Genomic DNA, 25,553 nt, shown 5'->3' with positions numbered 1-25,553 from the left:
CCGCGGCCCCTGCGGGACGGGTCAGCCGCGCTGCGCGAAGACCACGTCCCGCGCGGTGTCGAGCGCGGTCGCGACCGCGCCGAGCACCACCGCGTCCTCGCCGAGCGCGCTGGCCGCGACCCTCGGGCGCAGCGGGGTGAGCCGGCGCAGCGTGTCGCCGACGGTGGTGAGCAGCAGGTCGGCGCTGTGGCCGACGCCGCCGCCGAGCACGACGAGTTCGGGGTCCAGGACGGCGGCGACGGCGGCGACGGTGTGCGCGAGCCGCTCGCCCTCCTGGCGGACCGCGGCGACCGCCGCGGGGTGGCCGGAACGGGCGGCGGCGAACACGGACTTGGCGGTGAGCGTGCCGGTCATGCCGAGGGCGCGGGCGGCGCGGACCACGGCGTCGGCGGAGACGGTGTCCTCCAGGGTGCCGGGTTCGCGCCCGGGCCAGGGCAGGAAGCCGATCTCCCCGGCGGCGCCGCTCGCCCCGGTGAAGGGCCGGCCGTCGGCGACGATCCCCATCCCGAGCCCGGTGCCGATCATCACGTAGACGAACAGCCGGCTGCCGGCGCCGACACCGAAGGAGTGCTCGCCGACGGCGGCGAGGTTGGCGTCGTTGTGGACGGCGAGCGGGACGCCGAGTTCGTCCCGCATCCGGTCGAAGAGCCCGGCGCGGCCCCAGCCGGGCAGGTGCTGGGCGTAGCGCACCCGCCGGGCGGCCGGGTCGTAGACCCCGGGGGTGCCGACCACGGCGTGCACCACCTTGGCCGCGGGCACCGCCGAGCCGGCGACCACCTGGTGCGCGGTGGCCACCACCAGGTCGGCCATCGCGGCGGAGGAGCGGGCCCGGTTGCGGACGTCGCCGCGCGCGACCACCACGCCGTCGAGGTCGGCGAGCGCCACCCGCAGCCAGGTGCGGCCGATGTCGATGCCGAGGGCGTAACCGGCCGACGGGTCGGGGGAGTAGAGCACGGCGGCGCGACCGCGCTCGGGGATATGGTGGCCCGCCTCGCGGACCAGCCCGGCCGTCTCCAGGGCGGCCAGCGCGCTGGAGACGGTGGGCTTGGACAGGCCGGTGGCGCGGGCGAGTTGGGCGCGCGAGGCGGGGGCGGCCCGCAACCGCTCCAGCAGCAGGCGTTCGTTGGAGCTGCGCAGCCGCTGCTGGTTCCAGGGCTGTTCGCCACCTCCGTCGCTGCTGCTCATGGTCCGCATTGTCGCCCATGGCGCGGGCAGGCGGCCGGAAGCCCGGGTCGCGCACCCCCTTGACGCTATTAGTAAAGGAACTTAACTTGAACGCGCCCCAGCCACGCCTGTGATCCGACCAGTTCAGGGAGCCCCCATGTCCGGCAGCCCCCCGTCCGCCGCCGGCGGCTTCGTCCGCCGCATCGGCCCCTTCCAGGCCACCGCGATCAACATGAGCCAGATGTGCGGCATCGGGCCGTTCGTCACGATCCCGCTGATGGTCGGCGCGTTCGGCGGTCCGCAGGCGGTGATCGGCTTCGTGGCCGGCGCCGTGCTCGCGCTCGCCGACGGCCTGGTGTGGGCGGAGCTGGGCGCGTCGATGCCGGGCTCCGGCGGCAGTTACGTCTACCTGCGGCAGGCGTTCCAGTACCGCAGCGGCAGGCTGATGCCGTTCCTGTTCGTGTGGACGGCGATGCTCTTCATCCCGCTGATCATGTCGACCGGCGTGGTCGGCTTCGTGCAGTACCTCGGGTACCTCGCGCCGCACATGGGGAAGACCACCGGCGACCTGATCGGGCTCGCGATGATCGTGCTGGTGATCGGCCTGCTGTGGCGCGGCATCGAGCACATCGCCAGGATCACCGCCGTGATGTGGGCGGTGATGATCGTGTCGGTGCTGCTGGTGATCGTCGCCGCGGCCACGGACTTCTCCGGGCACCTGGCCTTCACCTATCCCGCGCACGCCTTCGCGCTGACCACCGGCCACTTCTGGACCGGCTTCGCCGGCGGCCTGACCATCGGCATCTACGACTACCTCGGCTACAACACGACCGCCTACATGGGCGCCGAGATCAGGAAGCCGGGCCGGGTGCTGCCGCGCTCCATCATCTTCTCGATCGTCGGCATCATGGCGATCTACCTCCTGCTCCAGATCGGCACCCTCGGGGTCATCGACTGGCACCGGATGACCGACCCGCACGACATCGCCTCCACCTCGGTCGCCTCCGCGGTGCTGGAGAAGACCTGGGGCAAGGGTGCGGCCGACACCGTCACCGTGCTCATCCTGATCACGGCCTTCGCCTCGGTCTTCACCGGCCTGCTCGGCGGCTCCCGGGTGCCGTACGACGCCGCGCGCGAGCGGGTGTTCTTCCGGCCCTACGGCCGGCTGCACGAGCGGCACCGCTTTCCGGTGTGGGGGCTGGCCACCATGGGCGTGGTCACCGCGGGCGGTTTCCTGATCGGCCGGCACACCGACCTCCAGACGCTGATCCAGTTGCTCACCACGGTGATGGTGATCGTCCAGGCGCTCGCCCAGATCCTCGCGGTCGGCGTCCTGCGCCGCCGCCAGCCCGGCCTGCGCCGCCCGTACCGGATCTGGCTCTACCCGGTCCCGGCGATCGTCGCGCTGGTCGGCTGGCTGGTCATCTACGGGTACGCGGACAAGAACTCGCCCGGACGCCATCCCATCGAGTGGTCGCTGGCGTGGGTGGCGCTCGGGCTCGTCGCGTTCGCGCTGTGGTCCCGCTACGAGAAGGTCTGGCCGTTCGGGCCGAAGGAGATCTCGGAGGAGTACCTGTCGGGTGCCGACCCGGACGCGGGACCGGACGCGGACACGGCGGCCGGCGCCGCGCCGGTCGGGGTCTGACCAGCGGCTGCCGGGCCCGCCCCTGACGGCGGACCCGGCAGCCGCGCCGGGCGTACGGTCAGCCGCGCCGGGTGGACCCGGTGGCCCCGTCGACCGGCGGAACGAGCACCTCCGGCAGCGCCGCGGCGATCCGCTCCGGATCCGCGGGTCGGCCCCTGTCGGGCGGTCCGGGCCGCCCGGGCTCCGGCGGACCCTGGGTCCCGCCGGACCCCCCGGACTGCCGGGAGGGCTCCTGGCCGGACTCCGGACCGGACCCGTCGACCTGCCCGGACCCGTCGGTGAACCGCTCGAAGAACCGGAGCAGTTCGACCGGGAACGGCATCACGAGGGTGCTGTTCTTCTCGGCGGAGACGTCCACCACGGTCTGCAGCAGCCGCAGTTGGAGGGCGCCGGGGGTGTCGGCCATGGTGGAGGCCGCGTCGGCGAGGCGCTGGGACGCCTGGAACTCGCCGTCGGCGGCGATGACGCGGGCGCGCCGCTCACGTTCCGCCTCGGCCTGCTTGGACATCGAGCGCATCATCGACTCCGGCAGCGCGATGTCCTTGATCTCCACCCGCTCGATGCGCAGCCCCCACGGTCCCTCGGTGGGGGCGTCCATGACCTTCTTCAGCTCCGCGTTCACGTGGTCGCGGTCGGACAGCAGCGTGTCGAGGTCGGCGCGGCCGATCACCGAACGCAGCGAGGTCTGGGCGATCTGCGAGACCGCGGCGGGGTAGTTGTGCACGTTGACGAGCGCCTTGACCGGGTCGATCACCCGGAAGTAGACGACCGCGTCGACGGTCAGCGTCACGTTGTCGGCGGTGATGGCGCCCTGCGGCGACACCCCGAGCACCTCGGTCTGGATCGACACCTTCCGCATCCGGTCGCCGACCGGGCGGATCAGCCGCAGGCCGGGACTGCGGATGTCCGGCAGCAGCCGGCCGAACCGGAACACCACGCCCTTCTCGTACTGCTGGACGTTGCGCACGCTCATCGCGAGCAGGATCAGCGCGATGACGACGACGGCCACCAGGGCCGTGATCAAGGCGACCATGTCGGTCACTTCCTCGGCTGGTGCGAGTGCCGGGGTCGGCACGAACGAGGGTGGCTGGAACGCGGGGGAATACGGGAGAAAGCGGACGAAAAACCCTCGTTTCTCCCGACCTTACTCCTCGGTCCGGCGCCTCGACGGGGCCGCGGGAGGGCGTGAACCGGCGCGGTTCGCGGCCATCGGACGGCGGGCATCGGCGGGGTCCGCTTCCGGGGGGACGACCCGCAGGTCGCAGCGCCCGACACCGTAGGAGAGCAGGCGGATCGTCCCGCGGTCGCGGGCGGCCGGGGAGCGGGTGACGCGCACGGTGCGGCCGTCGGGCATCAGCAGGGAGTCCGGCCAGGGACCCCACGCCGAGCGGTCCACGGTGACGCGGGTGACGCCGGGCCAGCGCTCCTCCAGGGCGGCCAGCAGGCCGGGCAGGGATGTGCCGAGGTCGTGCGAACGCGGCCACCAGACGCCGTCGATCAGGCGGGGTCCGCTGCCCGGCGGGCTCAGCGCCAGCCGCACCGGCGCCTCCTCCGCCGCGGCGGAGCGCGTCCGCCCGGTGGGCGGCACGCCGACGCCGCCGGAGGCCCTGCTCACGCCTGGCGTTCCTGCTCCGGCGCGGCGTGCACGGGGGTGGCGGGCACCACGTCCGGGTCGGCGGAGTGGGGCAGGTCGTGGCTCCGCAGGCCGTCGTCGCCCGGGCGGTCCAGGGGGTCGTCACGCCAGGGGCGGTCGGGTGCGGGGTGCGGGGCGTCGCGGTCCTCCGCGCTGGGCGGCGGGCCGTCCTCGACCAGCGGCCTCGGCTCGCCCTCCCGCTGCTCGGAGGCCTGCTTGCGCAGCAGCCACACGCCGCCGACGGCCACCACGGCGATCACGGCGAGGGCTATCACGATGGTCATGATCGGGTCACCTCGCCGGTGCGGCGGCCGTGCGGCAGTGCCCGACCGCTGTCGTACGGCCGGGGATTCCGACGGCGGTGGGGACGGGGGCATGTGGGCCGACTCCTGATATCTGCACATTTCACCCCATACCCGGCGTGGCCTCGGCGAACCCTGGCCGCGGCGCCGGGACACGGCCCGCCCGTCCACAGGGCGCATCGCGCGCGGCGCGTGGCTCCCGGCGCTCGGCGTAACCTTGGTGGGGTAAAACGTCCGGGTGCTTCCGAGAGGCACGCGGGCGAGCGGCACCACATGCGACATGAAGGACTGAGCGACACTGGGCAAGCGACAGCCCGAGGGCCCGCCGCCGGCACCGGCGGTGCAGCGCATCCGCCTGCGGTACACCAAGCGCGGCCGCCTCCGGTTCACCAGCCACCGAGACTTCCAGCGCGCCTTTGAGCGGGCGCTTCGCCGCGCCGACGTGCCGATGGCGTACTCCGCCGGGTTCACCCCGCATCCCAAGGTGTCGTACGCGAACGCCGCGCCCACGGGCGTCGGCAGCGAGGCGGAGTACCTGGAGATCGCGCTCGCCGCGCCGCGCGACCCCGAGCAGCTGAGGCTGCTGCTGGACGCGTCCCTGCCCACCGGTCTCGACGTGATCGAGGCGGTCGACGCCCGTACCTCGGGCCTGGCCGACCGGCTGGAGGCGTCGGTGTGGCAGATCCGGCTCGACGGGGTCGAACCGGAGGAGGCCCGCCGGGCCGTCGCCGCGTTCCTCGCCGCCGAGACCGTGGAAGTACAGCGCGGCACCAAGAACGGCGTCCGTACCTTCGACTGCCGGGCCGCCGTCGCGCGGTTCGACGTCGTCCCCGCCGCTGACGCGGTGGGCGGCGCGACGGACACGGGCGCGGCAGAAAAGGGTGCAGGCGCGCCGGATGGCGATGCCTGTGCGATACTGCGGCTGGTTGTGCGACACCTGACACCTGCCGTGCGACCCGACGACGTACTGTCCGGCCTCCACGCGACGGCCGACCTCGCGCCGCCGGTCCCCGCAGCGGTGACCAGGCTGGCGCAGGGGCCGCTCGACGAGGAGTCCGGCACGGTCACCGACCCGCTCGCGCCAGATCGCGACGCCGTGGCGGTACCTGCCGGTTCCGCCTAGGTACGGCGTCGACGCGTTGCCGACGCACCAGGGAGCCACCCGGGTCCGGCGACGCTGACCACACGAGACTTTCGTCGGCCCCCCGCAGGGGCGGGCCGATGAGCGACACAGCAGCCCCCGTGCGGCGCCCACGCCCCCGGAGGCCGGCCACCGCGATCCAAGCGGCCCGCCGGCCCCGGAACCACCGGCGCGGCGCCCGGGGGCACGACGGGAGCAATGCCCGAATGCCCGACAACGACGAGACCACCCCGGGTTCGAACCCGGACACCACATCCGGCGCCGCGGCCGACGAGAGCGCGGCACCCCGCCGCCGCCGTCGCGCCGCGTCCCGCCCGGCGGGCCCGCCCGCCGCGGACACCGGCAGCACTGACACCGGGGACGCCGCAGGCACCTCCGCCACCGAGGACGCGGCCCCGGCCGCCCCCCGGCGGCGTGCCACCCGCAAGACCGCGGCCGCCGCCCCGGCAGCCGAGACCCCGGCCGCCGAGGCCGCCCCCGCCGCGGAGGAGGAGGCACCGGCGCGTCCGCGTCGCCGGGCCACCCGTAAGGCGACGGCTCCTGCCGGTTCGCCCGCGCCTGCCGCCGAGACTCCGGCCGCGGCAGAGCCCGCGCCCGCCGCGGAGGAGGAGGCACCGGCGCGCCCGCGCCGTCGTGCGACCCGTAAGGCGACGGCTCCTGCCGGTTCGCCCGCGGCTGCCGAAGAGGCGGCTCCGGCTGCCGAGGCCGCGCCTGCCGCTGAGGAGGCGGCTCCGGCTGCGGAGGAGGCGCCTGCGCGCACCCGTCGCCGGGCCACCCGTAAGACTGCCGCGCCGGCACCGGCCGAGGAGCCGGCCGCGCCTGCCGCCGAGACTCCGGCCGCGGAAGAGCCCGCGCCCGCCGCGGAGGAGGCACCCGCGCGTACCCGGCGCCGTGCGACCCGTAAGGCGACGGCTCCTGCCGGTTCGCCCGCGGCTGCCGAAGAGGCGGCTCCGGTCGCCGAGGCCGCGCCTGCCGCTGAGGAGGCGGCTCCGGCTGCGGAGGAGGCGCCTGCGCGTACCCGTCGCCGGGCCACCCGTAAGACTGCCGCCCCCGCCCCGGCCGAGGAGCCGGCCGCGCCTGCCGCCGAGACACCGGCTGCTGAAGCCGCGCGGGCCCCCGCCGCCGAGGAGCCGCAGAGCGGCCGTTCGCGCCGCCGGGGCCGCAAGGGCGCCGCCGTACCGACCTTCTCCGCGGGTGACGGCCTGCGCCGGCTGAAGCCGGGCGCGCTCGCGCCCCGGGAGGACGCGTCCGGCCACCACCCGTACACCGGCCGCGCGTTGCGCGACGGCGACGGCTGGGGCGTCGAGATCGACGACGCCTACGAGATCCGCGGCTACGGCGAGACCGTGGCCGACGCGACCGCGGAGGCCGCCGAAGCCCTCGCCGCCGCCTTCGGCATCCCCGTCGACTCCATCGCGATCGAGGTGCGTACCGAGGAGGCCGAGCCGGCCGCCGCGCAGGAGCCCGCGGCGGACGAGCCCGCGCCCACCCGCGGCCGCCGCCGTGCCACCCGCCCGGCCGTGGCGGTCTTCCAGCCGCCTGTGTTCCAGGCACCCGACGCCGCCGAGCAGGCACCGGCCGAGGCCGAGGCCCCCGCCGCCGAGGCGGAGGCGGACACCGAGGCCGACGAGGACCACACCCCGCGCCGTCGCCGCCGTCGCCGCGGCAGCGCCCCCGAGCAGTCGCCGGCCGTCGCCGCCGACGAGCCCGAGGTCGAGTCCGCGCAGGACACCGACGAGGGCGCCGACGAAGGCGACGAGGCGGAGGACCACGACGGGGCCGAGTCGGAGCACGACGAGGACCGCCCGTCCCGCCGTCGCCGCCGTGGCGGCCGCCGCCGTCGCCGGGGCGAGTCCGGTGACCAGGACCACGAGGACGGCGGCTCCGACGAGGAGTCCGACGAGTCCGCCGAGGGCCACGACGAGGACGAGGGCGCCGCGGGCGAGGACGACCACGAGCACGACGAGGGGCAGGGCGGCTCGTCGTCCAGCAGCCGTCGTCGCCGCCGTCGTCGCCGCCGCGGCTCGGACGGTGGCGACGACACCGCCGCCGGGTCCGACGACCCCGAGCGCACCGTCACCAAGGTCCGCGAGCCGCGCTCCCGTTACGAGGGCGGCACCGGTTCCGACGAGGTGCAGTCCATCAAGGGCTCCACCCGCCTGGAGGCGAAGAAGCAGCGCCGCCGCGAGGGCCGCGAGCAGGGCCGGCGCCGGGTGCCGATCATCACCGAGGCCGAGTTCCTGGCCCGCCGCGAGGCGGTCGAGCGCGTCATGGTGGTCCGGCAGAACGGCGAGCGCACCCAGATCGGCGTGCTGGAGGACAACGTCCTCGTCGAGCACTACGTGAACAAGGAGCAGTCGACCTCCTACGTCGGCAACGTGTACCTCGGCAAGGTGCAGAACGTGCTGCCGTCGATGGAGGCCGCCTTCGTCGACATCGGCAAGGGCCGCAACGCGGTGCTGTACGCGGGCGAGGTCAACTTCGAGGCGCTGGGCATGTCCGGCGGCCCGCGCCGGATCGAGTCCGCGCTCAAGTCCGGCCAGCCGGTGCTCGTGCAGGTCACCAAGGACCCGATCGGCCACAAGGGCGCCCGCCTGACCAGCCAGGTCTCGCTGCCCGGCCGGTACCTGGTCTACGTGCCCGAGGGCTCGATGACCGGCATCAGCCGCAAGCTGCCCGACACCGAGCGGGCCCGGCTGAAGTCCATCCTGAAGAAGGTCGTCCCGGAGGACGCGGGCGTGATCGTCCGCACCGCCGCCGAGGGCGCCAGCGAGGACGAGCTGCGCCGCGACGTGGAGCGGCTCCAGTCGCAGTGGGAGGACATCCGCCGCAAGTCCAAGACCGGCAACGCGCCCACGCTGCTGTACGGCGAGCCGGACATGACCGTGCGCGTGGTCCGCGACATCTTCAACGAGGACTTCTCGAAGGTCATCGTCAGCGGCGACGAGGCGTGGTCCACCGTGCACGAGTACGTCTCGCACGTGGCGCCCGACCTGGTCGACCGGCTGTCGCGGTGGACGCCGGAGGTCGACGTCTTCGCCAACTACCGGATCGACGAGCAGCTGTTGAAGGCGCTGGACCGCAAGGTGTGGCTGCCGTCCGGCGGTTCGCTGGTGATCGACAAGACCGAGGCGATGGTCGTGGTCGACGTCAACACCGGCAAGTTCACCGGGCAGGGCGGCAACCTCGAGGAGACCGTCACCCGCAACAACCTGGAGGCGGCCGAGGAGATCGTCCGCCAGCTGCGGCTGCGCGACCTCGGCGGCATCGTCGTGGTCGACTTCATCGACATGGTGCTGGAGTCCAACCGCGACCTGGTGATGCGGCGGTTGCTGGAGTGCCTGGGCCGGGACCGGACCAAGCACCAGGTGGCCGAGGTCACCTCGCTGGGCCTGGTGCAGATGACCCGCAAGAGGGTCGGACAGGGGCTGCTGGAGTCCTTCTCCGAGACGTGCGTGCACTGCAACGGCCGGGGCGTCATCGTCCACATGGACCAGGCCACCACCACCGGTGGCGGCGGCAAGCGCAAGCGGCGCCGCGGCGCCGCGGGTGCGGGCGAGCACGACCACGAGCACGAGGTGGCCGTGGAGACCGAGGCCCAGGGCGAGGAGGCCGAGCTCCCGGAGCTGGAGCCGATCGAGGTCGGCGAGTCGGACCTGGTGCCCGCGGTCGGCGACCCCGAGGAGGAGTGGTTCGGCAGCGCCGCCGAGGCGGAGGCCGCCGCGAACGGCTCCCGTGGCCGCGGCCGGCGCCGCGGTGCCCGCAAGGCCACCGCGCCCGCGGGTGCCCCGGCCGCCGCCGACCACGAGCCCGAGCCGGCCGTCGTGGTCGTGCCGGTCAGCGAGCCCGACGTCGAGACGCCGGTCGAGCCGGAGCCGGTCGTGTCGACCGAGCCGCCGGCGCGTACCCGTCGCCGTGCCACGCGGAAGGCGACCGCCCCAGCGGGCGCTCCCGCCGCGGCCGAGGAGGCGGCGGTGGTCGTGGTCAGCGCGGAGTCCGCGCCGGCCGAGGCCGCGGCCGAGCCGGAGCCGGAGCCGGTCGTGTCGACCGAGCCGCCGGCGCGTACCCGTCGCCGTGCGACCCGGAAGGCGACCGCCCCGGCGGGCGCTCCCGCCGCGGCCGAGGAGGCGGCGGTGGTGGTCGTACCGGCCGCCGAGCCCGCGTCCTCGACCACCGAGACGGAGGCGGCCGAGGCCGAGGCGGAGCCCAAGAAGCGGGCGACCCGCAAGGCGCCGGCGAAGAAGGCCGCGGCCAAGAAGACGGCCAAGAAGACCGTCACGAAGAAGGCGGCGGCCAAGAAGACGACCACGAAGGCGACGGCGAAGAAGGCCGCCACCAAGAAGGCGGCCAGCTCCGCGGAGTAGCGGAGACGTCGCGCGGGACGTCGTGTGCGGCTCCTTCCTCGGAAGGGGCCGCACCCATGAGCGGGAGGGTGTGGCGTGCGGAACGGTGTACGGGGCCACTTAGCGGACGGCGTACGAAGCGGTGTCCGGCATCACGTGCGGAACGGCGTACGGATCGGCGCGCCGCGGGAGGGGCCGGGACAGCGGGTCCCCGGCCCGGGGGGAGAGAGCTGATGCCCTACGTCCTGGTCGCGTGCGCCATCGTGTCCGAGGTGACGGCGACCCTCTCGCTGCGCGGCTCGCACGGGTTCACCCGGCCGCTGCCCTCCGTGGTGGTGGCCGTCGGCTACGTCGCCGCCTTCGTGCTGCTCGCCCTGGCGCTCAAGAGCCTCGACGTCGGCCCGGTCTACGCGATCTGGTCCGGCCTCGGCACGGTGGGCGCGCTCGCGGGCGGGGCGGTGATCTACGGCGAGCGGATCACGCCCACCACGGCCCTGGGCGCCGCGCTGATCATCATCGGGGTGGCGGTGCTGTACCTCGGCGGCGGCAACGCGCACGGCTGACCGCGCGGCACCGGTCCGGGCCGGCCCGGACCGGATTTGACCAGGGACGGGTGGACTCCGTAGCCTGGATCCTCGGCGTTTCTGCGCCTTCCACTGAGCACATTCCTCCCGGATCCACTTCGGGAGAGGCCCCCCGCCGCAGGACTGGGGTGCTGGCATCAGGGGTTCGAAATCGAGCGAGAGAGTGAGTTCCGCGTGTACGCGATCGTGCGTAGTGGTGGCCGCCAGCACAAGGTGGCCGTCGGCGACATCGTCGAGGTTGACAGGATTCCCACCGGCAAGGTCGGCGACGCGGTCGAGCTCTCGACGCTGCTCGTCGTCGACGGCGAGGCCGTCACCAGCGACCCGTGGGTGCTCGCCGGGATCAAGGTCGAGGCCGAGATCGTGGACCACCACAAGGGCCAGAAGATCGACATCCTGCGCTACAAGAACAAGACCGGTTACCGCCGTCGCCAGGGTCACCGCCAGCAGTACACGGCGCTGAAGATCACTGGCATCCCCGCTGCGGCTGCGAAGTAAGGGACTGAGGAGAGATGGCACACAAGAAGGGCGCATCGTCCACCCGGAACGGTCGCGACTCCAACGCTCAGCGGCTCGGCGTCAAGCGCTTCGGCGGCGAGGTCGTCAACGCCGGTGAGATCATCATCCGCCAGCGTGGCACCCACTTCCACCCCGGCTCCGGCGTCGGCATCGGCAAGGACGACACGCTCTTCGCGCTGTCGGCCGGTGCGGTCGAGTTCGGCGTGAAGCGCGGTCGCCGCGTGATCAACATCGTCCCGGCCGCCTGAGGCAGGCCGCGACAACCTTCGAGGGCGGACCCGCTTCCCCGGACTCCGGGAAGCGGGGCCGCCCTCGGCGCGTTCAAGCCCGGTGAGAGCCGGACACACCCGTACGTTCTGGAGGAAGCACCCATGACCACCTTCGTGGACCGCGTCGAACTGCACGTCGCCGCGGGTAACGGGGGCCACGGCTGCGCCTCCGTGCACCGGGAGAAGTTCAAGCCGCTGGGCGGGCCCGACGGCGGCAACGGCGGCCGGGGCGGGGACGTGATCCTCGTCGTCGACCAGGACGTGACCACCCTGCTCGACTACCACCACAGCCCGCACCGCAAGGCGACCAACGGCAAGCCGGGCGAGGGCGGCAACCGCTCCGGCAAGGACGGCGTCGACCTGGTGCTGCCGGTGCCCGACGGCACCGTGGTCCAGGACAGGCACGGGAACGTGCTGGCCGACCTGGTGGGCCAGGGCACGCAGTACATCGCCGGGCAGGGCGGGCGCGGCGGCCTCGGCAACGCGGCGCTGGCCTCGGCCCGGCGCAAGGCGCCCGGGTTCGCGCTGCTCGGGGTGCCCGGGCAGGCCCGGGACATCGTGCTGGAGCTCAAGACCGTCGCCGACGTGGCGCTGGTCGGCTACCCGAGTGCGGGGAAGTCGTCGCTGATCTCGGTGCTGTCCGCGGCCAAGCCGAAGATCGCCGACTACCCGTTCACCACACTGGTGCCGAACCTGGGCGTGGTCCACGCGGGGTCGACCGTCTACACGATCGCCGACGTGCCCGGGCTGATCCCCGGGGCGAGCCAGGGCCGCGGCCTGGGCCTGGAGTTCCTGCGGCACGTCGAGCGCTGCTCGGTGCTGGTGCACGTGCTGGACACCGCGACCCTGGAGTCCGACCGCGACCCGGTGACCGACCTCGACGTCATCGAGGCGGAGCTGCGGGCGTACGGCGGCGGGCTGGAGGACCGGCCCCGGCTGGTCGTGCTCAACAAGATCGACGTGCCCGACGGGCAGGACCTCGCGGAGATGATCAGGCCCGAGCTGGAGGCGCGCGGCTACCAGGTCTTCGAGGTGTCCGCGGTCTCGCACGCCGGGCTCAAGGAGCTGTCGTTCGCGCTGGCCGGGATCGTGGCCGAGACGCGGGCGGCGCGCCCGGCCGAGGAGTCCACCCGCGTGGTGATCCGGCCGCAGGCGGTCGACGATGCCGGGTTCACCGTCGAGTACGACGGCGAGCTGTACCGGGTGCGCGGCGAGAAGCCCGAGCGCTGGGTGCGGCAGACCGACTTCACCAACGACGAGGCCGTCGGCTACCTCGCGGACCGGCTCAACCGGCTCGGCGTCGAGGACGAGCTCGTCAAGGCCGGTGCGAAGGCGGGGGACGGCGTCGCCATCGGCCCCGAGGACGAGGCAGTGGTCTTCGACTGGGAGCCGTCGCTGGCCGCGGGCGCGGAGATGCTGGGCCGGCGCGGCGAGGACCATCGCTTCGACGCCCCGCGTCCGGCCGCCTCGCGCCGCCGCGACCGCCAGGCCGAGCACGACGAGGCGGCGGAGGCCTACGACGAGTTCCACCCCTTCGGGGGGTGACGGGGCTCGCCCGAGCCGCTCGTCCGCGTGGCCGCCGGACTTTCCGCCGGTGACCTGCTGCGGGGGCGCCTTCCGGGCGAAGCTCCGCAGAGCAGTTCCCCGCGCCCCTGGTGTGCGCGGCTCCTTCCGCGAGAAGAAGCCGCGCACGCCAGGGGCGTCGTCGCAAGGGCACCACGGTGAACCCCGCCTTGCGAGACGGTTACCGGGGGTGAGACGATCCCCGTAATCTCTTGTTGCCGCTAGGTAGGTTTCACGTGTCCCAGCACCTTGCCCAGACCCGTACCACCGCCGTCGTGCTCGCCGGCGGCACCGGACAGCGGGTCGGGTTGTCGATTCCCAAGCAACTGCTGAAGATCGCCGGCAAGGCGGTGATCGAGCACACGCTCGCCATCTTCGAGCAGTCCGAAGCGATCGACGACATCATCGTGCTGATGGCACCGGGCTACGTCCCGGACGTCGAGAAGATCGTCACCAAGGCCGGCCTGAAGAAGGTCAGCCAGGTGATCGAGGGCGGCGCGACGCGCAACGAGACCACCGAGCGGGCCATCGCCGCGCTGAGCGAGGACCTGGAGCCCGGCCAGGACCGCAACGTGCTGTTCCACGACGCGGTCCGCCCGCTGATCTCCCAGCGGGTGATCGCCGACTGCGTGGCGGCCCTGGAGCGGTACGAAGCGGTGGACGTGGCGATCCCGTCCGCGGACACCATCATCGTCACCCGCACCCACGGCGGCGACGGCGAGTTCATCACCGAGGTGCCGGACCGTTCCCGGCTGCGCCGCGGACAGACCCCGCAGGCGTTCCGGCTGTCCACCATCCGCCGTGCCTACGAGATCGCCGGCGGCGACCCGAACTTCCAGGCGACCGACGACTGCTCGGTGGTGCTGCGCTACCTGCCGGACGTGCCGATCTACGTGGTCCCGGGTGACGAGCACAACATGAAGGTGACCACCCCGGTGGACGTCTTCATCGCCGACAAGCTCTTCCAGCTCGCCTCCACCGCGGCCCCCGGCCAGTCCGACGAGGCCGCCTACCGCGAGCTGCTCGCCGACAAGACCCTGGTGGTCTTCGGCGGCTCCTACGGCATCGGCGCCGACATCGCGGCGATGGCCGAGGGATACGGGGCGAAGGTCTTCGCGCTGGGCCGCTCCACCACCGGCACCCACGTCGAGGACCCCGAGCACGTGGACGACGCGCTGTCGCGGGCCTACGCGGAGACCGGACGGGTCGACTACGTGGTGAACACCGCGGGCGTGCTGCGGATCGGCCGACTCGCCGAGACCGACAACGCCACCATCGAGGAGGCGCTGCGGGTCAACTACCTGGCCCCGGTGCAGATCGCCCGCGCCTCCCACAAGTACCTCGCCGAGACCCGCGGCCAGCTCCTGCTCTACACCTCCAGCAGTTACACCCGGGGCCGGGCCGAGTACAGCCTGTACTCCTCCACCAAGGCCGCCATGGTGAATCTCACCCAGGCACTGGCCGACGAGTGGGCCGGCGACGGCATCCGGGTCAACTGCGTCAACCCCGAGCGGACCGCCACCCCGATGCGCACCAAGGCGTTCGGCCAGGAACCGGCCGGCTCCCTGCTCTCCTCGGAGGCGGTCGCCCGCACCTCGCTCGACGTCCTGCTGTCCACCCTCACCGGGCACGTCATCGACGTCCGCCAGCAGGATCCGATGCACGGCCTGTCCGGTGCCTCGGGAATCGAGCGCGCGCTGGCACACGTCCTCGCCCAGGGGGAGGACGAGCAGTAACCGTGGCACGATCGGATCGACAGTCCTTGGGCCCGCGTGACACGGTGCGCCCAGGGACTTCGTCCGTTGTGGAGGGACCCCGGCGCCCGGCGACCGGCCCCTCCCGGCGAGGACTCTCCGCCCCTCGCATTCACATTCGACGTCTCACTCGACATCGCACTGGAGCAGTCACCCCGTGATCTCAAAAGCCATTCGCATGGCCCGTGTGGCGTCCGGCGGCGAACTCGCCGCGGCGCTGCTCATGCTCCTCAGCTATCCGTGCCTGGTGATCGCCGCACTGCTGCCGAGCCTGTGGTTCTTCGTGGCGGTCGCCGTGGTCAGCTACGTGGCGGACTGGTTCCTGCACCAGCGCCGCTCGTACCTGATCAACCGGCTCGGCAAGGCCCGCGCCGGGCTGTCGCTGCGCTTCCTGCTGCGCGAGCTGACCCTGGTGCTGCTGATGGCCCAGCTGAACCTCGCCAACAACCGCGCGTTCTCCGCGGCCATCGTCTGCTTCCTGGTCTTCTACGGCATGCAGGCGCCGCACTCGGCCCTGGTCACGCTGATCCGCAACCGCCGGAAGCTGCCGTTCGGCACCCGCAACATCGACCTGGGCGGCCTGCGCATCACCAGCGCCCCGCCGTCCGTGCTGACCTCGCGGTCCGCGGAGAAGATGCTGCACCTCGACGTGTTCGCGATGGCCGGATTCCTGGTCTACGCGAAGGCCGGGCACATGGCGTTCGTCTACCTCGGCGCCGCGCTGACCCTCGGCCTGGGCATCGTCTACACGCTGGCCCTGGCGCCGTACCTCACCCGCCGCAGGCTGCCGGCGCAGACCGACGACGCGCTGGCGTTCATGGACACCTGGCTGCGGGCCTACCGGCCGACGACGGTGCTGTACTTCTCCGGCTCCGCCGACTCCGCGTACCAGGTCAACATGTGGCTGGACACGATGGCGGACCTGAAGGGCGACGAGCGGCCGCTGGTGATCCTGCGCGAGCGGGCGATCCTGCTGCAGCTCGCCGACACCGCGGTGCCGGTGCTGTGCGTGCCCGGCGCGGTGCACCTGATGAACATGGACCTGTCGACCGTGCGGGTGGCGCTGTACCCGGCGAACGTCGGCAAGAACATCCACCTGCTGCGGGTGCCGAGCATGAAGCACGTCTTCGTCGGCCACGGCGACAGCGACAAGGTCGCCAGCATCAACCCGTTCAGCAAGGCGTACGACGAGGTGTGGACGGCCGGCAAGGCGGGTCGCGACCGGTACGCGCTGGCCGACGTCGGCGTGCGCGACGAGGACGTGGTCGAGGTGGGCCGTCCGCAGCTCGCCGGGATCGCCGCCTGGGACGGCGCGGCCGCCAGCGGCGTCCCGACCGTGCTGTACGCGCCGACCTGGGAGGGCTGGACCGACGAGCCCGGCAACACCTCGCTGATGCTGGCCGGCGCGAACATCGTGCGCGGCCTGGTGAAGTCCGCGACCCCGGTCCGGGTGCTGTACAAGCCGCACCCCTTCACCGGCACCGTGAACCCGAAGGCGAAGAAGGCCCACGACAAGGTCGTCGCCGTGCTGGTCAAGGCGAACGCCGAGCGCGCCGCGGACCCGGCGTGGTCCGCGCGGATCGCCGAGGGCAAGGCGGCGCAGGCCGCCGCGCGTACCGAACTCGCCGCTATCCAGGCCGAGTTGGACTCGCTGGTTTCCGAGGCGACCTCCACCGAGGGGGACATGGCGATAATGTCCCGCGACTCGATCACCGACCCGGAGCTGACCGCGCGGCTGGCCGCGCTGCGCGCCCGGTGGAACGCCGCGTACTGGAAGTCGCTGAGCTCGTGGGAGCACAAGGTCGTCACCGGCCCGATGCCGCACCTGTACGAGTGCTTCAACGAGTCCGACGCGATGGTCTCGGACATCTCCAGCGTCGTCTCGGACTTCGTGGCGACCGGCAAGCCGTACGCCATCACCGATTCGGCCGAGCTGGGCGAGGAGGAGTTCAAGCGGCAGAACACCGCCGCCCGCGCCGCCCTCGTCCTGGGCAACTCGGCAAGCCGGGTCGGCGAGCTGGTGGCGGCCGTGGTCGCCCCCGAGCGCGACCCGCTGACCGGCCCGCGCCGGGAGATCAAGCAGTACCTGCTCGGTCCCGACCACCCCAGCTCCATCGAGCGGTTCTCGCAGGCCGTGCGGGAACTCGCGCACAAGGCGGACGTCCGGCTCATCCAGCAGGCCGCGTTGGGCCAGTCGGGTGAGATCGACCCGTTGCAGGAGACGAGCGCCCAGGCACGGGCTGAAATGGAGCAGGCGGCTCCGGAACGGCGCGCCGAGGACGAGCTGGCCGCGGATGTCCAGGAGAGAAACGCGGGGTGAAGCCCGGGTATGCTCCAAGCCGGGGGCGCGGGTCGCGGCCCGCAGTGACCGCCCCCTGAATCCATCTGCATGGGACACGTAACGTGAAAGCACTTGTGCTCTCCGGAGGGGCGGGAACCCGCCTCCGACCGATCACCCACACCTCGGCCAAGCAGCTCGTGCCGGTGGCCAACAAGCCGGTGCTCTTCTACGGGCTGGAGGCCATCGCCGACGCCGGCATCACCGAGGTGGGCATCATCGTCGGCGACACCGCCGGGGAGATCAAGGAGGCGGTCGGCGACGGCTCCGCCCTCGGCATCAACGTCACGTACATCCCGCAGGAGGCGCCCCTCGGGCTGGCGCACGCGGTGCTGATCGCGCGCGAATTCCTCGGCGAGGACGACTTCGTGATGTACCTCGGCGACAACTTCATCGTCGGCGGCATCACCGGCCTCGTCGAGGAGTTCCGCGCGCAGCGCCCCGAGGCGCAGATCCTGCTCACGAAGGTGCCGAACCCGACCTCCTTCGGCGTCGCCGAACTCGACGCGCAGGGCCGGGTGAAGAACCTGGAGGAGAAGCCGAAACAGCCCAAGAGCGACCTGGCGCTGGTCGGTGTCTACCTCTTCACGCCGGCCGTCCACGAGGCGGTGCGCTCCATCAAGCCGTCCTGGCGCGGCGAGTTGGAGATCACCCACGCCCTCCAGTGGCTGATCGACGAGAAGCGCGACGTGCGCTCCACCACGATCTCCGGCTACTGGAAGGACACCGGCAACGTCACCGACATGCTGGAGGTCAACCGGTCGGTGCTCGACACGCTGGAGCCGGTCGTCCTCGGCGAGGTCGACGCGGAGAGCGAGATCATCGGCCGGGTGAGGATCGAGGCCGGCGCGCGGGTGACCGGCAGCCGGATCGTCGGCCCGGTCATCATCGGCAAGGACGCGGTGGTGGGCGACTCCTACGTCGGCCCGTACACCTCCGTGTCGGAGAACTGCCGGATCGAGGACAGCGAGATCGAGTACTCGATAGTGCTGCGCGACTCCTCGCTGACCGGCGTCCGCCGGGTCGAGGCGTCCCTCATCGGGCGCAACGTCGAGGTGACCCCGGCCCCCCGTAACCCTGCCGCGCACCGGCTGGTGCTCGGCGATCACAGCAAGGTGCAGATCTCGTCATGACCGACCGCATACTGGTGACCGGCGGGGCCGGCTTCATCGGCTCCCACTACGTCCGTACCCTGCTCGGCCCGACCGGGCCCGGCGATGTCGAGATCACCGTCCTGGACAAGCTCACCTACGCGGGCAACCCGGCCAACCTCGACGAGGTCCGGCAGCACCCGGGCTTCCGCTTCGTGCAGGGCGACATCTGCGACGCGGCAGTGGTCGACAAGCTGCTCGCCGAGCACGACCAGGTGGTGCACTTCGCCGCCGAGTCGCACGTCGACCGCTCGATCCTGGGCGCCACCGAGTTCATCACCACCAACGTGGCCGGCACCCAGACCCTGCTGGATGGCGCGCTGCGCAACGACGTGAAGACGTTCGTGCACATCTCCACCGACGAGGTGTACGGCTCGATCTCCGAGGGCTCCTGGCCCGAGACCGACCCGCTGCAGCCGAACTCGCCGTACTCCGCGGCCAAGGCGTCCAGCGACCTGATCGCGCTCGCCTACCACCGCACCCACGGCCTCGACGTGCGGGTGACCCGCTGCTCCAACAACTACGGGCACCACCACTTCCCGGAGAAGGTCATCCCGCTGTTCATCACCAACCTGCTGGACGGCGGCAAGGTCCCGCTCTACGGCGACGGCGGCAACGTCCGGGACTGGCTGCACATCGACGACCACGTCCAGGGAATCGACCTGGTACGGAACCTCGGCCGCCCCGGAGAGGTCTACAACATCGGTGGGGGCACCGAGCTGTCCAACAAGGAGCTGACCGGCCTGCTGCTGGAGGCCTGCGGCGCCGGCTGGGACAGCGTGGCGTACGTCGAGGACCGCAAGGGCCACGACCGCCGCTACTCGGTGGACTGCAGCAAGATCCGTACCGAGCTGGGCTACGAGCCGCGCAAGGACTTCGCGACCGGCCTGGCCGAGACCGTCGCCTGGTACCGGGACAACCGGGCCTGGTGGGAGCCGCTGAAGGAGCGCGCCGCACTGTGAAACCGCCGAACGCGACCTGGCTGGTGACCGGCGCCGCCGGGATGCTGGGCCAGGACCTGCTGGTCCGGCTGCGCACCGAGCCGGACACGGCGGTGGTGGCCCTGGGCAGTACGGCCCTGGACATCACCGACCCCGAGGCGGTCGCCGCCGCCGTCGCCGAGCACCAGCCGGTCCTGGTCGTCAACTGCGCGGCCTGGACCGGGGTCGACGACGCGGAGAGCCGCGAGGCCGACGCCGCGCGGATCAACGGCGACGGGCCGCGGTACCTCGCCGAGGCGTGTGCGAAGGCCGGCGCGAAGATGATCCAGGTCTCCACGGACTACGTCTTCGCCGGCGACGCGGGCAGTCCGTACGCCGAGGACGCGCCCACCGGCCCGCGCGGCGCCTACGGGCGCACCAAGCTGGCCGGCGAGCGGGCGGTGCTCGACATCCTCCCCGACGACGGCTACGTGGTGCGTACCGCGTGGCTGTACGGAGCGGCGCGCGGCAACTTCGTCCGCACGATGATCCGGCTGGAGGGCGTCAAGGACACCCTCGACGTGGTGGACGACCAGCGCGGGCAGCCCACCTGGACCGCGGACCTCGCCGACCGGCTGGTCCGGCTCGGTGTGGCCGCGCTCGCCGGGGACGCGCCGGCCGGCGTCTACCACGGCACCAGCGCGGGCGAGACGACCTGGTTCGACTTCACCCGGGAGATCTTCCGGCTGCTCGGCGCCGACCCGGAGCGGGTCCGGCCCACCACCAGCGCGGCGTTCGCGCGGCCCGCGCCGCGCCCTTCGTACAGCGTGCTGGGCCATGACCGGTGGCGGTCGGCCGGTATCGAGCCGATCCGCGACTGGCAGTCGGCGCTGGCAGATGCGTTCCCCGCCCTGGTGGCAGCCGAGCGTGGCTGAGGCCGCGGCCGGCAACGGGGGCGAGGCCGACAGCGAAGGCGGGGGAGGGGCCGAGGGTCCGGGTGCGGAGGACGACCGCGACCCGCCCGCAGGAAGGTCCCGGACGGATGCCGGCGCGGGCGCCGGTACCGGCAGCCGCCGCGCGCCCGCTGCGGGCGCGGGCGGCGGCGAGGGCACCGGCCCGGGCGGCGGGCGCCGGCGGCTGAGCCGCCGACTGCTCGCGGTGCTGCCGCCGGGCACCGCGCTGGTCGGCGCGGGCACCGCGGTGCTGGGCCTGGCCAGCTACATCCAACTCGCCGCCGCCGGCCGCTCCCTGCCGTCCGACCGGATGGCGGGCGTGTCGGTGCTGTGGACGCTGGTCTTCTCGGTCGGGCTCGGCCTGTTCTTCCCGATCGAGCAGGAGATGACCCGGCTGGTCGCCGCCCGGGTGGTGGCGGAGGAGGGCACCGGCCCGGTGCTGCGCCGGGGCGCGGCCACCTCGCTGGGGTTGCTGGCCGCGGTGTGCGTGCCGGTGGCGGTGTTCGCGCACCCGATCGCGAACCGGCTGTTCGACGGCGACACCTCGCTGGTCGGCGCGCTGTGCGCGGCCTTCGGTGCGCTGTCGGTCGCCTACGTGACCCGCGGCATGCTGGCCGGCACCGGCCGGTTCCTCGCCTATGGCACCCAGTTGGCGCTCGACGGGGTGCTGCGGGTGGTCTTCTCGGTGGTGCTGGCCCTGGCCGGCTCGCACTCGCCGCTGGCGTTCTCCGCGGTGCTCACGGTGCCGACGCTGCTGTCGGTGGTGGCGACGCTGCCGTGGGTGCGGCGGGCGGCGCGTGACGGCGCGGCGGACCCGGGGCGCGGGGCCGACCCGGGGCGCCCGGCGGACGCCCGTCGCCGGCCGTCGCCGCCGCTGCCGTGGCGGGCGCTGTGGTCCGGGCTGATCGCGCTGATCCCCTCCACGCTGCTGGCCCAACTCCTGGTGAACATCTCCGTGATCAGCGTGAAGCTGCTCGCCCCGGACGACACCGACTTCATCACCGCACTGCTCTCCGCGGTGGTGCTGGCCCGGGTGCCGCTGTTCGTCTTCGGCTCACTGCAGGCGTCGCTGCTGCGCGGGCTGTCCGCGGCCGTGGCGGCCGGCGATCGCGCGGCGTACCGCCAGTTGCTGCTGCGGACGGCCTCGTTCACCGTGCTGCTGGGCGGCACCGGCGGGGTGGTGGCGGTGGCGCTGGGGCCGTGGCTGGTGCCGCGGCTGTTCGGCTCGCCGGACCTGCTGGGCTGGACCGACTTCGCGTGGCTGTCGGCCGGCACCCTCTGCTACATGCTCGCCTCGGTGCTCGGCCAGGCGCTGCAGACCACCGGCGGCCACGGCCGGCAGCTGCTGTCGTGGGCCGTCGGCACCGCGGCACTGCTCGGGGTGACGTTCAGTCCGTTGCCGATCCGTGACCGGGTCGAAATCGCCTACGCCGTCGGCGCGGCGCTCACCGCGATCCTGCTCTCCATCCGGGTGACTTATGCCATCCGGAAGCAACCTCAGCGTCACTTCGACCGTCAAGCTGGGTGGACGGATGCCGTACAGGGGACCAACTTCCCGGATTCCGCGGAGCGTCCGCAATCGGTTGAATAGCTGACGAAAGGGTGCGCTACCCCATGGTGAACTCGGGCGCGCCGTACCTGGCCAGGAACCGCAGCTTCAGCGACGTCTGGCTGATCATCCCGGTCTACAACGAAGCACCCGTGGTCGCCGGTGTGGTGACCGAGGCACTGCGCACCTTTCCCAACGTGGTGTGCGTCGACGACGGCAGCCGGGACGGCTCCGCCGAGTCGGTCGCGAGCACCCGCGCCCACCTGGTCCGGCACCCCGTCAACCTCGGCCAGGGCGCGGCGATCCAGACCGGGCTGCGCTACGCGCTGAGCCAGCCCGGCGCCGAACGGTTCGTCACCTTCGACGCCGACGGCCAGCACCGGGTGGAGGACGTCGTCACCATGCTGGCGGTCGCCCGGGCCCGCAACGCCGACGTGGTGCTCGGCTCCCGCTTCCTGCGTCCGGGCGGCGAACGCCTCGACGTGCCCTGGACCAAGCGCCTGGTGCTGCGCACCGCGGCCGCGCTGAGCCCCACCGCACGCCGGCTCAGACTGTCCGACGCGCACAACGGGCTGCGGCTGTTCAACCGGGCAGCCGCCGCGCGGGTGAACATCACCATGAACGGCATGGCGCACGCCTCGGAGATCACCGGTTTCCTGGCGCGCTCCGACCTGAGGGTCATCGAGTCCCCGGTGTCGATCCGCTACACCGACTACTCGCGGGCCAAGGGTCAGTCGTTGATGAACGGCGTGAACATCCTCTTCGACCTGTCCATGAACCGCGAGAAGGGCTGACCGGTGCTCATCCAGTTCATCCTGATCTCCGCCGTCGTGGTGCTGCTCGCCGTGTTCATGCGGAGTTGGAACACCACCAGGACCCGGGCGTGGAAGCGGATCGCCTTCCTCGGCTTCTGCTTCGTCAACGCCTATGCCGTCCTGCGGCCCGGCGACACCACCAGGGCCGCCCACCTCCTCGGCGTGGGGCGCGGCACCGACCTGGTGCTCTACCTCCTGGTGGTCGGCGTGACCGCTCTCGCGCTCAACACCTACCTGCGCTTCCGTGCCATGGAGCGCCGGCTGACCGAACTGGCCCGCGACGCCGCCCTGCGCACGGCCCACCGCCCCGAGCCCGAGCGGCCGCTGGCCGCCGTGGAAGGCGAACGCTCCCAGTGACCGACACGCTCGACATCATGCTTCCCTACTACGGAGACCCCGCGCTGATGCGCGACGCGGTGCGCAGCGTCCTCGCGCAGACCGACCCCGACTGGCGGCTCACCGTCGTGGACGACGACACCAGACCCGGCGTGCCCGAGTGGTTCGCCGGCCTCGGCGACCCCCGGGTGCGCTACTTCCGCAACCCGCGCAACCTCGGCGTCACCGGCAACTTCCGCCGCTGCACCGAACTCGTGGACTTCCCCTACACGGTGATGATGGGCTGCGACGACCTGATGCGCCCCGGCTACGTCGCCACGGTCCGCGCGGCCCGCGCCGAGATGCCGGGCGCCGCGATGTACCAGCCGGGTGTCCGGGTCATCGACGGCGAGGGCCGCCCGGTGCGGACCCTGGTCGACACCGCCAAGCGACGGCTGTACTCGGCGGCTCCCGACCGGCGCGCCCGGATGCGCGGCGAAGCGCTCGCGGTCAGCCTGCTGCGCGGCAACTGGCTCTACTTCCCGGCCATGTGCTGGCGCTCCGACGTGCTCAAGGAGGTCGGCTTCCGCACCGACCTCACGGTCGTGCAGGACCTCGCGATGACCGTGGAACTCCTGCTGCGGGGCGAGGAACTGGTCACCGACCCGGCCGTCTGCTTCGACTACCGGCGGCACCGGGCCAGCGAGTCCTCGGCGCAGGCCGTCAGCGGCTCCCGGTTCGAGGAGACCCGCCGGCTGCTGATCGAGCTCGCCGCCGACTTCGACGCGCTCGGGTGGCACCGTGCCGCCCGGACGGCCCGCCGCCACCTGTCCACCCGGCTGCACGCGCTGCTGATGGTGCCGGGCGCGCTGCGCCACCGCCGGCTCGGCACCGCCCGCGAGCTGGCCGGGCACGCCTTCGCCCGGGTGCCACGCCCGGCCCGGCCGGCCGACCCGGTGGTGGGCCGGTGAGCGAGGCGTCGCAGCCACCCGAGCCGCACCCCTTCGAAGGGCTGCCGTCCGGCCCGCCCGCACCCCAGCCGGCCGGCGCCGGCGGCGCCCCGCCCGCGGCGCGCCGCTGGTCGCCGTCCCGGCTGCCCGTCCACTGGCGGCTGCCGCTCGCGGCGTACGCGGCCTGCCAGGTGCTGCTGTTCGGCTGGTGGGCCGCCTTCCGCCCCGGCCTGATCTCGGGCGACAGCCTCACCTACCTCTACGAGGTCAGCACCTCCCACTGGCGCTCGGACCACTCCGTGGCCTACGACGCGCTGCTGTGGATCTCGCTCCAACTCACCGGCGGCATCGCGGCCCTGACGTTCGCGCAGACCATCGCGATGGCCGCTGCGCTGGCGTACGTGAGCGTGGCGCTGCGGGACCTGGGCGTGCGCGGGCGCTGGGGCCTGCTCGCGGTCGTGGTGGTGGCCGCGGCGTCGATGACCGGCTCGTTCACGGTGTACGTCTGGAAGGACGTCGCCTTCACCATCTCCGCGATCGTCGCGTTCGGCGCGGTCATGCAGCTCACCGCGCGCCGGCTGCGCGGCGACCAGGGCGACCACGGCCGGGCGTTCCGGCGCGAGATGCTGGTGCTGGCCGCGGGCTGCCTGGGCATCGGGCTGTTCCGCAACAACGGCTTCCCGGTCCTCATCGCCGCCGGAGTGCTGCTGGTGGCGCTGCTGCCGGGCATGCGCCGCTGGATGGCCGCCGCGGTCGCGGTGCCGCTGGTGGTGACCCTGCTGATGAACAACGTGCTCTACCCGGCGCTCGGCGTCCAGAAGCCCCGCCCCGACGAGGTCTACGCCTTCAACTACGCCGACATCGGGGTGGCCTACTCCAAGCAGCCAGGCATCTTCACCGCCTCCGACCTGAAGCTGCTCGAAGGCATCGCGCCGCTGTCGCACTGGCGCGGCCCGGGCGGCAACTGCCACGTCGCGGACCCGATCATGCGCAAGCCGATGAACCGGATCAAGGCCGGCCAGGAGAACGGGAAGCTGCTCGCGCTGTGGGCGCGCATCCTGGAGCACCATCCGGGGCTCATCATCGGCGCGAGGCTGTGCCGCGCCGACATCGCCTGGGCCTTCACCGGCCACACCGGCAAGTACGCACCGTCCAACACGTCGGTGGTGACCCGCTGGAGCGGGTTCGGCCTGTCCTCGGTCAAGGAGCTGCCGTACCACTCCTCGCTGCCCGACAACCCGCTGTCGTACAAGCTCCACCACGCCGCGGCCAGGGCCTTCAACTGGACGCAGACCCCGCACCGCGCGCCCTTCCTGTGGCGCGGGGTGAACTGGACCTACCTCGGCTACCTGGTGGTGGCACTGGTCGCGTTGCGCCGCCGCCGGTACGAGCTGCTCGCCCTCGCGGTGCTGCCGCTCGCGCTCCAGCTCACGGTCCTGGCGGCCAACCCCTCACCGCTGTGGCGCTACATGTGCGCCTCGCTCTTCCTGGGGATGCTCACCGTGCCCGTACTGGCGCTGCTCGGTGGTCGCGGCGGGCCGCCCCGGCGCCCGTGGCGCGCGTCGCACACCCCTGGGGCCGCGGCCCGGCCGCCCGCTGAGGGCGACCAGGACGCGGCGCCGGTGACGGGACGTGGGGCGTGAGC

General features: G+C 72.9%; 21 protein-coding genes. 17 read left to right on the top strand and 4 right to left on the bottom strand.

The features are described from left to right. Positions 1–21 precede the first annotated feature (21 nt). Positions 22–1,185, bottom strand: a complete 1,164-nt coding sequence (locus C4U44_RS30165; RefSeq protein WP_103889210.1) for an ROK family transcriptional regulator — start codon at positions 1,183–1,185, stop codon at positions 22–24. A 136-nt stretch (positions 1,186–1,321) separates the two neighbouring features. On the opposite strand from C4U44_RS30165, the gene C4U44_RS30160 reads away from it, so the two are divergent. Continuing rightward, positions 1,322–2,809 (top strand): APC family permease, encoded by a 1,488-nt coding sequence (locus tag C4U44_RS30160; protein WP_103889209.1) that lies wholly within the window; start codon positions 1,322–1,324, stop codon positions 2,807–2,809. A 58-nt stretch (positions 2,810–2,867) separates the two neighbouring features. Here C4U44_RS30160 and C4U44_RS30155 read toward each other — a convergent pair whose 3' ends face one another. The 3 genes from C4U44_RS30155 to C4U44_RS30145 all read right to left on the bottom strand — a co-directional run bounded on the left by C4U44_RS30155 (position 2,868) and on the right by C4U44_RS30145 (position 4,726). Continuing rightward, positions 2,868–3,842: an SPFH domain-containing protein gene (locus C4U44_RS30155; RefSeq protein WP_235032463.1), complete on the bottom strand. Its 975-nt coding sequence runs from the start codon at positions 3,840–3,842 to the stop codon at positions 2,868–2,870. A gap of 111 nt (positions 3,843–3,953) precedes the next feature. Then, positions 3,954–4,424: a DUF5994 family protein gene (locus C4U44_RS30150; RefSeq protein WP_103889208.1), complete on the bottom strand. Its 471-nt coding sequence runs from the start codon at positions 4,422–4,424 to the stop codon at positions 3,954–3,956. Beyond that, positions 4,421–4,726, bottom strand: a complete 306-nt coding sequence (locus C4U44_RS30145; protein ID WP_103889207.1) for a hypothetical protein — start codon at positions 4,724–4,726, stop codon at positions 4,421–4,423. Before C4U44_RS30145 ends, C4U44_RS30150 begins: the two co-directional genes overlap by 4 nt. Positions 4,727–5,084: 358 nt before the next feature. Here C4U44_RS30145 and C4U44_RS30140 point away from each other — a divergent pair, with 358 nt between their 5' ends. From C4U44_RS30140 to C4U44_RS30065, 16 genes are all read left to right on the top strand, one after another. Next, positions 5,085–5,867 (top strand): TIGR03936 family radical SAM-associated protein, encoded by a 783-nt coding sequence (locus C4U44_RS30140; RefSeq protein WP_103889206.1) that lies wholly within the window; start codon positions 5,085–5,087, stop codon positions 5,865–5,867. A 224-nt stretch (positions 5,868–6,091) separates the two neighbouring features. Then, positions 6,092–10,249 carry an Rne/Rng family ribonuclease gene (locus C4U44_RS30135; RefSeq protein ID WP_103889205.1) on the top strand — a complete coding sequence of 1,386 codons (4,158 nt, stop codon included), beginning with the start codon at positions 6,092–6,094 and terminating at the stop codon, positions 10,247–10,249. 212 nt (positions 10,250–10,461) lie between these two features. Beyond that, positions 10,462–10,791, top strand: coding sequence for a DMT family transporter (locus C4U44_RS30130; protein WP_103889204.1), 330 nt, complete (start codon positions 10,462–10,464; stop codon positions 10,789–10,791). Between the two features lie 195 nt (positions 10,792–10,986). After that, on the top strand, positions 10,987–11,310 hold the full coding sequence (gene rplU, locus C4U44_RS30125) for a 50S ribosomal protein L21 (RefSeq protein WP_103889203.1): 324 nt from the start codon (positions 10,987–10,989) through the stop codon (positions 11,308–11,310). 14 nt (positions 11,311–11,324) lie between these two features. Then, complete coding sequence (gene rpmA, locus C4U44_RS30120; protein ID WP_103889202.1) at positions 11,325–11,579, top strand: 50S ribosomal protein L27; 255 nt, start codon at positions 11,325–11,327, stop codon at positions 11,577–11,579. Between the two features lie 123 nt (positions 11,580–11,702). Continuing rightward, complete coding sequence (gene obgE / locus C4U44_RS30115; RefSeq protein ID WP_103889201.1) at positions 11,703–13,145, top strand: GTPase ObgE; 1,443 nt, start codon at positions 11,703–11,705, stop codon at positions 13,143–13,145. A 254-nt stretch (positions 13,146–13,399) separates the two neighbouring features. After that, a complete protein-coding gene (locus C4U44_RS30110; protein ID WP_103889200.1) occupies positions 13,400–14,899 on the top strand; it encodes a bifunctional cytidylyltransferase/SDR family oxidoreductase in 1,500 nt (499 codons plus the stop codon). Between the two features lie 196 nt (positions 14,900–15,095). Further along, positions 15,096–17,237 carry a hypothetical protein gene (locus tag C4U44_RS30105; RefSeq protein ID WP_235032462.1) on the top strand — a complete coding sequence of 714 codons (2,142 nt, stop codon included), beginning with the start codon at positions 15,096–15,098 and terminating at the stop codon, positions 17,235–17,237. 83 nt (positions 17,238–17,320) lie between these two features. After that, positions 17,321–18,388 (top strand): glucose-1-phosphate thymidylyltransferase, encoded by a 1,068-nt coding sequence (locus tag C4U44_RS30100; RefSeq protein ID WP_103889198.1) that lies wholly within the window; start codon positions 17,321–17,323, stop codon positions 18,386–18,388. Continuing rightward, positions 18,385–19,368 (top strand): dTDP-glucose 4,6-dehydratase, encoded by a 984-nt coding sequence (gene rfbB / locus C4U44_RS30095; RefSeq protein WP_103889197.1) that lies wholly within the window; start codon positions 18,385–18,387, stop codon positions 19,366–19,368. Before C4U44_RS30100 ends, rfbB begins: the two co-directional genes overlap by 4 nt. Positions 19,369–19,409: 41 nt before the next feature. Further along, a complete protein-coding gene (rfbD, locus tag C4U44_RS30090; RefSeq protein ID WP_103889279.1) occupies positions 19,410–20,261 on the top strand; it encodes a dTDP-4-dehydrorhamnose reductase in 852 nt (283 codons plus the stop codon). Continuing rightward, a complete protein-coding gene (locus C4U44_RS30085; protein ID WP_146088389.1) occupies positions 20,254–21,870 on the top strand; it encodes a lipopolysaccharide biosynthesis protein in 1,617 nt (538 codons plus the stop codon). The genes rfbD and C4U44_RS30085 overlap by 8 nt, the downstream gene beginning before the upstream one ends. Positions 21,871–21,893: 23 nt before the next feature. After that, on the top strand, positions 21,894–22,622 hold the full coding sequence (locus C4U44_RS30080) for a glycosyltransferase family 2 protein (protein ID WP_103889195.1): 729 nt from the start codon (positions 21,894–21,896) through the stop codon (positions 22,620–22,622). Between the two features lie 3 nt (positions 22,623–22,625). Beyond that, on the top strand, positions 22,626–23,000 hold the full coding sequence (locus C4U44_RS30075) for a DUF2304 domain-containing protein (protein WP_103889194.1): 375 nt from the start codon (positions 22,626–22,628) through the stop codon (positions 22,998–23,000). Then, positions 22,997–23,929 carry a glycosyltransferase family 2 protein gene (locus tag C4U44_RS30070; RefSeq protein ID WP_235032461.1) on the top strand — a complete coding sequence of 311 codons (933 nt, stop codon included), beginning with the start codon at positions 22,997–22,999 and terminating at the stop codon, positions 23,927–23,929. Before C4U44_RS30075 ends, C4U44_RS30070 begins: the two co-directional genes overlap by 4 nt. Continuing rightward, positions 23,926–25,551: a DUF6020 family protein gene (locus C4U44_RS30065; RefSeq protein WP_103889193.1), complete on the top strand. Its 1,626-nt coding sequence runs from the start codon at positions 23,926–23,928 to the stop codon at positions 25,549–25,551. Before C4U44_RS30070 ends, C4U44_RS30065 begins: the two co-directional genes overlap by 4 nt. Positions 25,552–25,553: the final 2 nt, after the last annotated feature.

This window comes from Actinacidiphila yanglinensis, assembly GCF_900107965.1.
GTDB classification, from domain to species: Bacteria; Actinomycetota; Actinomycetes; order Streptomycetales; family Streptomycetaceae; genus Actinacidiphila; species Actinacidiphila yanglinensis.
This window is presented reverse-complemented; position numbering and strand designations above follow the sequence as displayed.

Excerpts from the sequence above, each read along its gene's own strand:
- C4U44_RS30165 (WP_103889210.1), bottom strand. The coding sequence starts at position 1,185 with ATGAGCAGCAGCGACGGAGGTGGCGAACAGCCCTGGAACCAGCAGCGG.
- C4U44_RS30160 (WP_103889209.1), top strand. The coding sequence starts at position 1,322 with ATGTCCGGCAGCCCCCCGTCCGCCGCCGGCGGCTTCGTCCGCCGCATC.
- C4U44_RS30155 (WP_235032463.1), bottom strand. The coding sequence starts at position 3,842 with ATGGTCGCCTTGATCACGGCCCTGGTGGCCGTCGTCGTCATCGCGCTG.
- C4U44_RS30145 (WP_103889207.1), bottom strand. The coding sequence starts at position 4,726 with ATGACCATCGTGATAGCCCTCGCCGTGATCGCCGTGGTGGCCGTCGGC.
- C4U44_RS30135 (WP_103889205.1), top strand. The coding sequence starts at position 6,092 with ATGCCCGACAACGACGAGACCACCCCGGGTTCGAACCCGGACACCACA.
- C4U44_RS30130 (WP_103889204.1), top strand. The coding sequence starts at position 10,462 with ATGCCCTACGTCCTGGTCGCGTGCGCCATCGTGTCCGAGGTGACGGCG.
- rpmA (WP_103889202.1), top strand. The coding sequence starts at position 11,325 with ATGGCACACAAGAAGGGCGCATCGTCCACCCGGAACGGTCGCGACTCC.
- obgE (WP_103889201.1), top strand. The coding sequence starts at position 11,703 with ATGACCACCTTCGTGGACCGCGTCGAACTGCACGTCGCCGCGGGTAAC.
- C4U44_RS30105 (WP_235032462.1), top strand. The coding sequence starts at position 15,096 with ATGGCCCGTGTGGCGTCCGGCGGCGAACTCGCCGCGGCGCTGCTCATG.
- rfbB (WP_103889197.1), top strand. The coding sequence starts at position 18,385 with ATGACCGACCGCATACTGGTGACCGGCGGGGCCGGCTTCATCGGCTCC.
- rfbD (WP_103889279.1), top strand. The coding sequence starts at position 19,410 with ATGCTGGGCCAGGACCTGCTGGTCCGGCTGCGCACCGAGCCGGACACG.
- C4U44_RS30080 (WP_103889195.1), top strand. The coding sequence starts at position 21,894 with ATGGTGAACTCGGGCGCGCCGTACCTGGCCAGGAACCGCAGCTTCAGC.